The sequence below is a fragment of the Granulibacter bethesdensis genome, from assembly GCF_001889525.1.
GTDB lineage: Bacteria > Pseudomonadota > Alphaproteobacteria > Acetobacterales > Acetobacteraceae > Granulibacter > Granulibacter bethesdensis_C.
This window is the reverse complement of sequence record NZ_CP018192.1, coordinates 2256976-2269186: the sequence shown is the minus strand read 5'-3', so window position 1 is coordinate 2269186 and position 12211 is coordinate 2256976. Positions and strand designations below refer to the sequence as shown.

Genomic DNA, 12211 nt, shown 5'->3' with positions numbered 1-12211 from the left:
CTGCATGCGATGCAGGGGTGTAGCTCAATTGGCTAGAGCGCCGGTCTCCAAAACCGGAGGCTGGGGGTTCGAGACCCTCCACCCCTGCCAGCAGCAGCATGGTATTGACCCGTAATTCTGCGGCGTTCCTGAGGAGCAAACCAAGCGTGGCGACCAGTCCGGCGAAATTCCTGCGCGATGTGCGCAGCGAGGTGTCGAAGGTCACATGGCCCTCCCGCAAGGAGACGCTGGTGACGACCGGTCTGGTGTTCGCAATGGCGACCCTGGCGGCGGCGTTTTTTTTCGTGATCGATCAGCTTGCCGGACTCGGTATCAGTCTGATGTTCGCGAGCGGGGGTTGAGAGGTTTCCGATGGCCAAGCGTTGGTACGTGGTCCACGTCTATTCCGGTTTTGAAAAGAAGATCGCCCAGCAGATCCGGGAAACAGCCGTCCAGAACGGCCTGATCGATCATTTCGACGAAATTCTGGTCCCGTCGGAGGAAGTGGTCGAGCTTCGCCGTGGCCAGAAGGTCAATGCCGAGCGCAAATTCTTCCCCGGCTATGTGCTGGTGAAGATGGAGCTGACCGACGACACTTGGCATCTGGTGCGCGATACGCCGCGTGTCACGGGCTTCCTCGGCAGCAGAACCCGCCCCTCCCCGATTTCGGAGGCCGAGGCCGATCGCATTCTGCGTCAGGCTCAGGAAGGGGTGGAACGTCCCCGTCCCGCCGTGCTGTTCGAGGTCGGCGAGCAGATTCGCGTGGCCGATGGTCCCTTCACCAGCTTCAACGGCGTGGTCGAGGAAGTGGACGAGGAAAAGGGCCGCGTGAAGGTCAGCGTCTCCATCTTCGGTCGCTCGACACCGGTGGAGCTGGAATACGGGCAGGTCGAGAAGATCTGATCCGCCCGGTGGTAAAAAGGGTCTGAAGGGGCGGCTTTCCGGAAGGAAGGCCGCCTTTTGTTTCAGCCTCTGCGTTTGTTTCAGCCTTCTGCGGCGGCCAATGCTTCCTCTGCGTCCATCCAGATGGCTTCGGCAGAGTCGATCTCTTTGGCGATCGCGGCCAGGCGGGCATTCGCGGCGGTGACTTCCGCCACGCGCGACTCGGCATAGATCGCCGGATCAGCCAGTTTTTCCTCTATTTTCATGCGTTCCGTGGTCAGTTTTGCGATCAGCGCCTCTGCATCTTTGGCCTTTTTGCGCAGTGGTGCATTGGCGGCGCGGGCCTCGGCCCGTTCACGCCGCTCCTCCTTACGGGAGGAAGCCTCCGCCTTCACCACCGGACGGGCGCGCTCGGCCAGATAGGTGCGGTAATCATCCATTGATCCGTCGAACTGTTTGACGGTTCCGTCGGCCACCAGCCAGAGCCGGTCGGCAATCATCTCCACCAGATCGGGATCATGGGTGATCAGCAGCACCGCGCCCTGAAAATCCGCCAGTGCTCTGGTCAGGGCGTCACGGGCGTCGATATCCAGATGGTTGGTGGGTTCGTCCAGAATCAGCATCTGCGGTGCGTCGCGGGTGGCCAGAGCCAGGAGCAGGCGTGCCTTCTCGCCGCCTGACAGTTTGCCGACTTGTGTTTCGGCGCGATCCGCATCCAGACCGAATCGGGCCAGATGCGCCCGCAGTTGAGGCGGCAGGGCGCGGGGCAGGGCGCGTGCCATGTGATCGACCGGCGTGTCGGACAGGACCAGCTCCTCCGCCTGATGCTGGGCGAAATAACCGACGCGGAGTTTGGCGCTGTGTTTGACCTCGCCTTCCAGGGGAGCCAGACGCATGGCCAGCAGCTTGGCGAGGGTGGATTTGCCGTTGCCGTTGGCCCCCAGCAACGCAATACGGTCATCCATATCTACGCGCAGATTGATACCGTTCAGAATACGCTTGTCGCCATAGCCGGCGCAGACACGCTCCAGCGTCAGAATGGGAGGGGCGAGACGGGCGGGCTCCGGAAAATCGAAGCGGATCGGCGTTTCCTCGATCACGCTTTCGATCTGCGGCAGTTTTTCCAGCGCCTTGAGCCGGGATTGCGCCTGCCTTGCCTTGGTGGCCTGTGCGCGGAACCGGTCGACGAAAGCCTGCATATGGGCGCGTTGGGCGGCGATTCTTTCGGCGGCGCGGGCCTGTTGCTCCATCTGCTCCGTGCGGATGCGGACGAACTCGCTATAGCCGCCGGGGGTCAGGGAGAGGCCACCACGATCGAGATGGGCGATGGCATGCACCGCCCGGTCCAGCAGCCCGCGATCATGGGAGACGATCAGCGCCGCGCCGGAGAATTTCAGCAACCAGTTTTCCAGCCACAGGGTCGCTTCCAGATCCAGATGATTGGTCGGCTCGTCCAGCAGCAGCAGGTCGGGTTGCAAAAACAGCGCGGAGGCCAGCGCCACGCGCATCCGCCAGCCGCCGGAAAAGGAGGAAACAGGGCGAGACTGTGCCTCCGCATCGAAGCCCAGCCCGGCCAGAATGGCAGCGGCGCGGGCCGGGGCGGACTCCGCGCCGATGGCCAGCAGACGATCATGGATATCGGCCAGCCGCTCCGGTGGGGCGGTTTCGGATTCCGTCAGTAATTTCGTGCGCTCGGTATCCGATGCCAGCACGGTCTCCACCAGCCCGACGGGACCGTCCGGTGCTTCCTGCGACACCACTCCCATTCTGGCGCGGGAGGACAGGCGGATGCTGCCGCCATCCGGTGTCAGATCACCGGCAATGGTCCGCAGCAGGGTGGATTTGCCGGCTCCGTTCCGGCCGACCAGCCCGATGCGCCTCCCGGCTTCCACGGTCAGGCTGGCATGATCGAACAGGACGCGGCCGCCCATACGAAGGGTGAGGGAGTCGATGATCAGAAGGCTCATAGGATGCGCTTATCCGGTCAGGCGGGGCCGAGGGCAAGTCATACCCCGTCATAGGGGGGTATGGCTGGCGGAGGAGGGTTGCCGGGGCACGGGTTGCAAGGCTTGCGGCTTGCGGCTATGGCCCGCGTCAGGAAAGCCCGGTGGTTTGGCCGGATTTCATCTTCTTGTTCTATCTGACCCAGGGGCAGATCATCATGGCGATCGAGCGTACGTTTTCCATCATTAAGCCCGACGCGACCCGTCGGAACCTGACCGGCCGCATCAATGCGGTGTTTGAGGAGAACGGCCTGCGCATCGTCGCCCAGAAGCGCGTTCAGCTGTCCCAGGCCCAGGCGGAGGCGTTCTATGGCGTGCATCGTGAGCGTCCGTTCTTCAACGATCTGGTCAGCTTCATGATCTCCGGCCCGGTTGTGGTGCAGGTGCTGGAAGGCGAGAACGCCGTGGCCCGCAACCGCGAGCTGATGGGTGCCACCGATCCGAAGAAAGCCGATGCCGGCACCATTCGCGCCCAGTTCGCCGAGAGCATCGAGGCCAACTCCGTGCATGGTTCCGACAGTGCCGAGAACGCGGCGATCGAGATCGCCTATTTCTTCGCACGCAGCGAAATCGTCGCCTGATCACGCTTCGCCGCATGTTCCCGCCCTGCGCTTTGGTGCCGGGGGGGAATGGACGGGGAAACTAAAAAAGGCCGGTCCGCCCAGAAGGCGGAACCGGCCTTTTTGATGGGATGAATCCCTGACAAACGCTCAGGTGAGGAAGATGCCCATCAGCGCCAGAATGAGGGCGACCGCAGCGATCCCGACCTTGGCACCCGTCACGAAATGCGCATAGACGCGCTTGCGGTCGGCCAGCAGGTCGTCGACGCTGGTGATCGGCGCACGGGCATAAGTGGCTGAAGGCTGCGACATGACGTCCCCCTTGCAAGGCTGGCCTTTGGAGGGCCAGTTTTGTTTTATCGGCTATGACTGGTCGTGTTTCTAGAATTGCTGTTGCCTGACTGCAAGAGCCTGACTGCAAGAGTGAAGTCAGGCTGACGGCACGGGATTGAGCAGCGCGGCATCCGCAGGCGCGGCTTTCCCGTCCTGTTCCAGCCAGTTCCGCAGGGCCATGGGATACAAAACGTGTTCCTGAGCCAGGACCCGGTCTGCCAAAGTTTCCTCGGTATCGTTCGGCAGTACCGGTACGGCGGCCTGTGCCAGGATGGGCCCCTCATCCATGATCTGCGTGACCAGATGCACGGTACAGCCATGCAGCTTGACCCCTGTTTCCAGTGCGCGGCGATGCGTGTGCAGGCCGGTGAAAGCGGGCAACAGGCTGGGATGGATGTTCAGCATCTTCCCCTGCCAGCGTTCCACCAGACAGGGCGTCAAAAGGCGCATATAACCGGCCAGACAGATCAGTTCGATTCCCCGGGCGCGCAGGGCTTCGTCGATGGCCTGTTCATGCGCCTGCCGGTCCTTGCCGAAGGGGTGGTGATCGACGCACAGCGCCTCGATCCCGGCTTGACGGGCGAAGTCCAGCCCGGCGGCGGCAGGATCGTTGGACAGGACCAACGCCACCTGTCCCGGAAAACCGGGCGCGCGGGCAGCAGAGACCAGGGAGCGCATGTTACTGCCCCGGCCGCTGATAAAAATCGCGATCCGCGTCATTCTGGAATGATGAGCAGGTCGGGGGTGGAGGCCGCGCCTTCCTTCGTATCGATACGGCCGAGGCGATAGACGGTTTCGCCCGCTTCGCTCAGCAGGGCGGTGGCAGCATCCGGATCGGATGTGACGACGATCATGCCGATGCCGCAATTGAAAACGCGGAGCATTTCATTATCCGCGACATTGCCTTGCGTGGCCAGCCAGTTGAACACCGGTGGGCGGGGCCATGCGGCGGTGTTGATGACTGCATGCAGGCCGTCCGGCAGAACCCGATGCACATTGCCCGGCAGACCGCCGCCCGTGATATGGGCGGCGGCTTTCAGCAGGCCCGCGCGATGCAGGGCCAGCACGGAGGAGACATAGATTCGGGTCGGGGTCAGCAGAGCCTCTGCCAGCGTTTTGCCTTCGACAAAGGGGCAGGGCGCGTCCCAAGCCAGCCCGGAGGCTTCCACAACCCGCCGCACCAGAGAATAACCATTGGAATGGACCCCGCTGCTGGCCAGACCGAGCACGGTATCACCGGCGGCAACGCCTGCGGGCAGCAGTGCCTCCCGCTCTGCCGCGCCGACCGAGAAGCCGGCCAGATCGTAATCGCCATCGGCATACATGCCCGGCATTTCCGCAGTCTCGCCGCCGACCAGCGCACTGCCCGCCTGACGGCAGCCTTCTGCGATTCCGGCGAGAACGGTCCGTGCCGCTTCCACCGACAATTTGCCGGTTGCGAAATAATCAAGGAAGAACAGCGGCTCTGCCCCCTGCACCACCAGATCGTTCACGCACATGGCCACCAGATCGATGCCGACGGTCTCGTGACGCCCCGCCTCTATGGCGACCCGCAGCTTGGTGCCGACCCCATCCGTCGTGCTGACCAGAACCGGATCCTTGAATCCGGCGGCTTTCAGGTCGAAGAGTGCTCCGAAGCCGCCCAGTCCGCCCATCACGCCGGAACGGCTGGTGGCGCGGGCCAGCGGCTTGATGGCTTCGACCAGGGCGTCGCCAGCGTCGATGTCGACGCCTGCATCCCGGTATGTCATGCTGCTCATGGCTTGTCCTCTCGGGCGGCTTCCCGCGCAACGCGGGAAGATCGCGGACTGCGTCGGGACGTTTGGTGCGAGTGGACAGAAACCATAGCCGCGTGGCGTGCGCAACGGTGACGTATGGCTCGGAGCCATGCGGTGTGATGAGGGCATTTTCTTTTGCTGATCGTTTTCCATGCCTGAAGGCAGTTTCCCCCCCGATCAGCATACCCCAGGCCATGGCGGTAATATGCTTCCGCCCCCGGATCATGCCCTGTTTACCCTGCCCAACATCATCACCTTCGGGCGGCTCTGTGCCGTGCCGTTCGCGGTGTGGCTGGTGCTGCGGCATGATTTCGCAGCGGCATTCTGGCTGTTCGTGGCAGCCGGCCTGTCTGATGCGATTGATGGCTGGCTGGCCCGCCGTCGCGGCCCGACCGTGGTCGGGGCGGCGCTTGATCCGGTGGCGGACAAGGCTTTGCTGGTCGGTATGTATGTGATGCTGTCCATTGTAGGCTTGCTGCCGGACTGGCTGGCCATTCTCGTTGTGTTCCGCGATATCCTGATCCTTGGTGGCATCGTGGTGCTGACCACAATCGGGCAGGACGTCGCAATCAGCCCGCTTTATATTTCCAAACTGAATACGACCTTACAGATCATTCTTGTCGCTTTTCTGCTGGCAACAGCGGCCTTTGCCCCGCCGGAGGCGAGTCTGGTGTTGGCCACAAATACCGTTCTGGTGGTTCTGGTTGCGCTCAGTACGCTGGCAAGTGGGGCGGCGTATGTCTGGATGGCCTGCCATCCGCGTTGACCGCATGTGTCCGGTGTTGAAAGCAGCTATGCTGCCATAAGCAGACACCGAATGAAGGGGATCGTTGGATCATCCCTGAGGCAACGATCCTGTGGCCGTGTTCTGGCAACCATGGAGCATAGGCTGGATGACAGGTGATTCCGGCGAGGCCACGGCGACGGTGGAGGATATGACTTCACTCCATAGGGTGACAGAGGAGGTTTCTGTGCCGGTCACTCCCCTGCGTGCTGATCCTTCACCGCCCGCCCGGCACGGAGCCACGCGCGTGCAGCGTGTGGCCCTGATCGGCGGTGTGCTGTTTGCTGTATGGCTGACCCTGCATCTGTTTGCTTCGATTCTTCTGCCTTTCGTGATGGCCGGGGGGATCGCCTATTTTCTTGATCCTCTGGCGGGACGGTTGGAACGGCTGGGATTGCCGCGTGGCGTGGCGGCGGGTCTGCTGATCGCGGCCATGATCCTGCTTGGGTTGCTGTTCGCCCTGTTGCTTTATCCGCTGATTGTGGCCCAGCTCGGCATTCTGCTGTCTCGTCTGCCTGCCTATGTCGCGCTGGTGCGCGATATCGCCATCGACTGGCTCGGCAGGGTCCAGGAGAGGCTGGGACCGGGTTTTGTCGATGCGAAACTTCAGGATGTGGTGTCAGTGCAGGCCGGAAGCCTGCTCACTGTATTCGGACGGGCGCTGAGCCGGGTGATCGGCGGTGGTTTCGCGCTGTTCAACGTATTGACCGTTCTGGTGGTGACGCCGGTCGTGGCGTTTTATCTTCTGCGTGACTGGCCCAAGGCCGTGGCGCGTGTGGATTTATGGCTCCCCCGCCGTTATGCGGGGGTGGTGAGGGCGCAGGCGCGGGAGATCAACCGTATCCTGTCAGCATGGCTGCGTGGGCAGGCCCTGTGCTGCCTGATGCTCGGTGTGTTCTATGCGGTGGGACTGTCTTTCGTGGGGCTTGATCTTGGCCTGCTGCTGGGGCTTGCCACCGGAATCCTTTCCTTTATCCCCTATGTCGGGACGGTATTGGGGGGCGCGGGATCCTTTGCGCTTGCCATGGCGCAGTTCCACGACTGGAACCGGGTGGCTCTGGTGGCAGGCGTCTTCCTCGCCGGTCAGATTTTGGAAAATTATGTGATTTACCCCCGTTTTCTGGGTGACAGGGTCGAGTTGCATGCCGTGTGGGTGATTTTCGCCCTGTTCGCGGGTGGGGCGGCGTTCGGCTTTCTGGGTGTCTTGCTTGCGGTTCCCATGGCGGCCGTCATCGGTGTGCTGTCGCGTTTCTGGCTGCGGCGCTATCTGGCCAGTCCCCTCTATCTGGAGCCGCCGGGGACATAATGCGCTCGTTGATCCCGACCAGGGCCATGACGGTGGGGGTTGCACCATGAGTGCCGCCTTGCAGCTCGGCCTCCCCTTTGCTTACGAGCCTGCCTATCGGCCCTGGAATTTTCTGGAGGCTCCCTCCAATCGGGCGGCGCGGGCCTGGCTGGCCCGCACGGCAGAGTGGCCGCAGGCAAGGCTTGGCCTGTTCGGTGATGAGGGTACCGGCAAGACCCATTTGCTTAGTATCTGGGCCGATTTACATGGGGCGGAGCGACGGCCCGGCCCTTCCCTGCGTGGATTGCCCCGGGCACCTTTGGCGCCGGTTGCGATTGACGATGCGGATGCGACCCCGGATGAAGCCGCCTTGCTGCATCTGATCAATGCCGCTGCCGAGGCTGGCGTGCCGATATTGCTGGCGTCCCGACTGCCTCCGGCGCGCTGGCGCGTGACGTTGCCTGATCTTGTCTCTCGCCTGCGGGCCACGTCATCGGTTGGAATTCTGCCCCCCGATGACGCATTGCTCAGGGCACTGCTGGAGCGTCTGCTGACGGAGCGTCAGTTGAGCGTGCCGCCCAGCCTGCAATCCTGGCTGCTGTTGCGGCTGCCGCGCACCGCCTGGGCTGTGCGGGAAGTGGCCGCGAGGCTCGACCGTGCCGCACTGGCGGAGGGAGGCAGGGTGACAAAAATACTGGCGGCGCGCATCCTGAGCGGACTGTGTGAATCGGATGGTGATGAGGCTTGCCGTGACAGTTTCGCGTCAGACGCAGACGAAATCTTATCGAATCCCCCGGCGCTCCTCTAAAACGGCGGCCATGGATGCGCACCCTGATCTTTCCCCCCGCATTGCCACTCAACCAGAGCCGGAGGTGGCATCGATCGTGCCGGACAGTCCCGACCGTTTCATCAACCGGGAGCTGTCATGGCTGGATTTCAACCAGCGTGTGCTGGAGGAAGCCGATAATCCCCTGCATCCCCTGCTGGAGCGCGTGCGCTTTCTGTCCATCAGCGCTTCCAATATCGACGAGTTCTTCTCGGTCCGCGTTGCCGGCCTGATCGGGCAGGCAAAAGCTGGTCTGGCGGAGCTGTCGCCGGATGGACGCTCCCCCTCCCAGCAACTGGCGGAGATTCGTACACGGTCCCGGCAATTGTTCAATGATCAGCAGGCTTGCTGGAACACGCTGCGGAATTTGCTGGGGGAGGCCGGGATCGATGTCCTGAAACTGCCTTCCCATGGCAATGCCGCGGCAGCGATGGCGGAAACCCTGTTCGACGAAGCCGATATGCGGTTTCTGGCCAACTGGTTCATGGAGCGGGTTTTCCCTGTTCTGACGCCGCTTGCGGTTGATCCGGCGCATCCGTTCCCGTTCATTCCGAATATGGGTCTGGTCATGGTCCTGCATCTGGTGCGGGATGCGGACGGCCAGGGCATGCGTGGCCTGATTCCCCTGCCGACCCAGACAGACCGTTTCATTCGGCTGCCGGCGCGCTCTGCTGCGGCTGATGGCAGGGGGGAGGAAAAACCCGATCCCCGTATCCGCTTCCTGATGCTGGAAGACCTGCTGACCTTGTTCCTCGACCGCCTGTTCCCGGGGTTCCATGTGGATGGGCAGGGCATGTTCCGGCTGATCCGCGATACCGATGTGGAGTTTGAAGAAGAGGCCGAGGACCTGGTGCGCTCCTACGAGAGTGCACTGAAACGCCGCCGCCGGGGCGTGGTCATTGACCTGACCCTGAGCGGGGAGACGCCGTTACCGCTGCGAGAAATGGTGATCGATGAACTCGATGTCTCCCCGGACGAGGCATCGGTGCTCGACGGTATTCTGGCGGTGTCCGATGTCCGGCAGTTGATCGTGGATGATCGGACCGATTTGCTGTTCCCGCCTTATACGCCGCGTTTTCCAGAGCGTATCCGCGATTTCGGCGGAGACTGTTTCGCTGCGATCCGGGCCAAGGACATTATCGTCCATCATCCGTTTGAGAGCTTCGACGTGGTGGTTCAGTTTCTGCGGCAGGCTGCCAGCGATCCGGCCACGGTCGCGATCAAGCAGACGTTATACCGCACCAGCCGCGACAGCCCGATCGTCAAGGCGCTGATTGAGGCCGCAGAAGGCGGTAAATCGGTGACCGCGATGGTCGAGCTGCGCGCGCGCTTCGATGAGGAGGCGAATATCCGTCTCGCCCGGACCATGGAGGCGGCCGGTGTGCAGGTCGTGTTCGGATTTGCTGAACTCAAGACCCATGCCAAGCTCAGCCTCGTCGTGCGGCGGGAAGGCAATTCCATGCGCAGCTATGCGCATTTCGGCACCGGGAATTATCATCCGATCACGGCGCGGATTTATACGGATCTCAGCTTCTTCACCAGCGACCCGGCTATGACGCGTGATGCGGCCCGGCTGTTCAACTACATGACCGGTTATGCCCGCCCTGCGAAGATGGAGGCTTTGGCGTTCAGCCCGCTGACCACCCGCGATACGCTGATGGAATTGATTCAGGACGAGATCGACCATGTGCAGGGCGGACGACCCGGTACGATCTGGCTGAAAATGAACAGCCTGGTTGATTCCGTGCTGATCGACAAACTTTACGAGGCCAGCAATGCAGGCGTGAAGATCATGGCGGTGATCCGCGGTATCTGCTGCCTGCGGCCCGGTGTGCCGGGACTGTCCGAGAATATTCGCGTCAAGTCGATTGTGGGACGTTTCCTGGAACACAGCCGCATCTGCGTATTCGGGAACGGCCATGCTGTGCCTAGCCGTCATGCCAAAGTGTTCATCAGCAGTGCCGACTGGATGGCCCGCAATATGGACTGGCGCGTGGAAACGCTGGTGCCGATTTATAACCCGACTGTGCACGCACAGGTGCTGGATCAGATCATGGTCATCAATCTGAAGGACACAGCCCAGTCATGGGAGCTGAAGCCTTCAGGGGCATGGCACCGGGTGCCTGCCAAAACCGTGGCGGGACGTAAACCTGTGTCAGCTCATCATTATTTCATGACCAACCCATCCCTCTCCGGTCGGGGATCAGCGCTTCATGGGCCGATGCTGGGGCCGCTGGTGGCCAGCCGCCGTCCGGACAGGGTCAGCGAGGACTGATCAAAAATTCGCGTTCTGGTTGAAAATAAAACCACGCTTTAGTAAAAACAATTTTATAGAAAATTTTGGCAAATCTGCATGAAAATGCAGGTTTGCCTTTTTTGTTTTTATGATAAGTGGAAAAAGATCTACTTTGTCTGTTTTTGGGTGCGTTAAATACATGAGAACGGGATTGTGATTATCTGTTTTTACGATCCTTTTGGCCCCGCAACTGTACTGCGAATGGGGTTTCATCAGCGTCCATGCATTGCCGGGAGATATTAGTTTTATGAATAATTTCTCCTGGAACGGCTTGGAAATGATGACGCAAGCCGTAGTCAAGGGAAAAACAAAGTTAAAAATTCTGAAAACTGCGTTGGATATTTTGAATATAGAAGGTGTCGATGCAATGACGACATCTCATCTTGCTGCAGTCTGCAATATTAATGAAGGAAATTTATACTATCACTTTCATACAAAGCAAATTCTGGTAACAACGTTATATGACATTTTCCATCATCATATGACGCGACTTGTCTCGACCAGCCCGGATAAAATTGATGCGCGGCCAAACTCGAACACGCTTCATCCGATCGAGCTGTATAGTGACTATTTGAGATCATGGTTCTGGCTGATCTGGCGATTCCGGTTTCTGTTTCGGGATGGCCCTGTCATCCTGAACCAGATTCCGGATCTGGCCCTAAGGCTCAGGACCATGAACCGTGAAGGAGAGCAGGTCGCCATGCATGTTCTGCAGCATATGCGTCAGGTGGGTTATCTGATTATTGAAGACGCTGAGCTGGAGGCGCTGGCTGCCAATGTCTGCATCATCATGTCTTACTGGATGTCCTTTCTGATCATGCACCGCAGCAGCAAGGTACTTCCGCTGAGGGATATGGAGTGGGGCATCTATCAGGTCAGGGCGCTTTATCTTCCTTATGCATCGCCCTCCGTCCACCAGTATCTGAAGAGCCAGATGGAGCTGGTCCATTGAGCCCTGAGCATAGTTCTCAGGATCTATAAGAGCACGATCCCATTTGATTGCGTGCTTGAGCAAGGGCGGTTACAATATTCCCCGCTATGCGATGTGTTCTGACATTTCTGCTGACGGTGTTGATCGCCTGTAGCCTGCCATTGCAGGTGCGGGCGATGGAGGCCGCCCATGTCATGAATGTGTCGATGGCGGATGCTGCTGCGGGTGACGATGACGTTATGGCGACACCGTTGATGATCGGGCAGCATCCTGCACCCTGTCATGGCCATCCTGCCGCATCATCCTGTGATGGTGTGGTATGTTGTATGGGGGCCATGGTGCCGGATGCGCCGGGGCTGGCGGCTTCAGTGCGCGTCCGGCTGGTTCGTTTCGTGGCTTCCATTCCGTATCATGGGTATGGAGCATCCCCTACACCGGAACCTTTTCCACCTCGCTCAGGCCGCTTTATACCCGCTTGAAAGCGGGCTGACCGTTCGGGCGAGGCCTGTCTGATCCGCTGCATCTGGCGGAATAAACCGGCTGGTCTGTGTAAG

The 12211-nt window shown here is 60.7% G+C and carries 13 protein-coding genes and 1 tRNA gene; 10 read left to right on the top strand and 4 right to left on the bottom strand.

Annotation, left to right across the window (positions count from 1 at the left end):
• The first annotated feature begins 13 nt into the window (after positions 1-13).
• The 3 genes from GbCGDNIH6_RS10175 to nusG all read left to right on the top strand — a co-directional run bounded on the left by GbCGDNIH6_RS10175 (position 14) and on the right by nusG (position 882).
• Positions 14-90, top strand: a tRNA-Trp gene (locus GbCGDNIH6_RS10175).
• 56 nt (positions 91-146) lie between these two features.
• The gene (secE, locus tag GbCGDNIH6_RS10170; protein ID WP_072563792.1) at positions 147-341 is read left to right on the top strand and encodes a preprotein translocase subunit SecE; all 195 of its coding nucleotides are present in this window, start codon (positions 147-149) and stop codon (positions 339-341) included.
• A 10-nt stretch (positions 342-351) separates the two neighbouring features.
• Positions 352-882 carry a transcription termination/antitermination protein NusG gene (nusG, locus tag GbCGDNIH6_RS10165; protein ID WP_072563791.1) on the top strand — a complete coding sequence of 177 codons (531 nt, stop codon included), beginning with the start codon at positions 352-354 and terminating at the stop codon, positions 880-882.
• Positions 883-962: 80 nt separating this feature from the next.
• Here the strand turns inward: nusG and GbCGDNIH6_RS10160 are convergent, their stop codons facing one another.
• Entirely contained in the window at positions 963-2828 is a 1866-nt protein-coding gene (locus tag GbCGDNIH6_RS10160; protein ID WP_072563790.1) for an ABC-F family ATP-binding cassette domain-containing protein, read from the bottom strand.
• A 194-nt stretch (positions 2829-3022) separates the two neighbouring features.
• Here GbCGDNIH6_RS10160 and ndk point away from each other — a divergent pair, with 194 nt between their 5' ends.
• Positions 3023-3445 carry a nucleoside-diphosphate kinase gene (gene ndk / locus GbCGDNIH6_RS10155; RefSeq protein ID WP_072564531.1) on the top strand — a complete coding sequence of 141 codons (423 nt, stop codon included), beginning with the start codon at positions 3023-3025 and terminating at the stop codon, positions 3443-3445.
• Between the two features lie 129 nt (positions 3446-3574).
• On the opposite strand, the gene GbCGDNIH6_RS12500 is transcribed toward ndk, so the two are convergent.
• The 3 genes from GbCGDNIH6_RS12500 to purM all read right to left on the bottom strand — a co-directional run bounded on the left by GbCGDNIH6_RS12500 (position 3575) and on the right by purM (position 5517).
• Positions 3575-3736: an aa3-type cytochrome c oxidase subunit IV gene (locus GbCGDNIH6_RS12500; RefSeq protein WP_157692417.1), complete on the bottom strand. Its 162-nt coding sequence runs from the start codon at positions 3734-3736 to the stop codon at positions 3575-3577.
• Between the two features lie 117 nt (positions 3737-3853).
• Positions 3854-4477 (bottom strand): phosphoribosylglycinamide formyltransferase, encoded by a 624-nt coding sequence (gene purN, locus GbCGDNIH6_RS10150; protein ID WP_072563789.1) that lies wholly within the window; start codon positions 4475-4477, stop codon positions 3854-3856.
• The gene (gene purM / locus GbCGDNIH6_RS10145) at positions 4474-5517 is read right to left on the bottom strand and encodes a phosphoribosylformylglycinamidine cyclo-ligase (protein WP_072563788.1); all 1044 of its coding nucleotides are present in this window, start codon (positions 5515-5517) and stop codon (positions 4474-4476) included. The genes purN and purM overlap by 4 nt, the downstream gene beginning before the upstream one ends.
• Before the next feature lie 169 nt (positions 5518-5686).
• Between purM and GbCGDNIH6_RS10140 the strand changes: the two genes are divergently transcribed.
• From GbCGDNIH6_RS10140 to GbCGDNIH6_RS10115, 6 genes are all read left to right on the top strand, one after another.
• The gene (locus GbCGDNIH6_RS10140) at positions 5687-6301 is read left to right on the top strand and encodes a CDP-alcohol phosphatidyltransferase family protein (RefSeq protein WP_081370090.1); all 615 of its coding nucleotides are present in this window, start codon (positions 5687-5689) and stop codon (positions 6299-6301) included.
• 127 nt (positions 6302-6428) lie between these two features.
• A complete protein-coding gene (locus GbCGDNIH6_RS10135) occupies positions 6429-7625 on the top strand; it encodes an AI-2E family transporter (RefSeq protein ID WP_232449800.1) in 1197 nt (398 codons plus the stop codon).
• A gap of 46 nt (positions 7626-7671) precedes the next feature.
• A complete protein-coding gene (locus GbCGDNIH6_RS10130) occupies positions 7672-8412 on the top strand; it encodes a P-loop NTPase family protein (RefSeq protein WP_072563787.1) in 741 nt (246 codons plus the stop codon).
• Positions 8413-8422: 10 nt separating this feature from the next.
• On the top strand, positions 8423-10705 hold the full coding sequence (locus tag GbCGDNIH6_RS10125) for an RNA degradosome polyphosphate kinase (protein ID WP_072563786.1): 2283 nt from the start codon (positions 8423-8425) through the stop codon (positions 10703-10705).
• Between the two features lie 268 nt (positions 10706-10973).
• Positions 10974-11678, top strand: a complete 705-nt coding sequence (locus GbCGDNIH6_RS10120) for a TetR/AcrR family transcriptional regulator (protein ID WP_072563785.1) — start codon at positions 10974-10976, stop codon at positions 11676-11678.
• 86 nt (positions 11679-11764) lie between these two features.
• The gene (locus GbCGDNIH6_RS10115; RefSeq protein ID WP_072563784.1) at positions 11765-12136 is read left to right on the top strand and encodes a hypothetical protein; all 372 of its coding nucleotides are present in this window, start codon (positions 11765-11767) and stop codon (positions 12134-12136) included.
• The last annotated feature ends 75 nt before the right edge of the window (positions 12137-12211 follow it).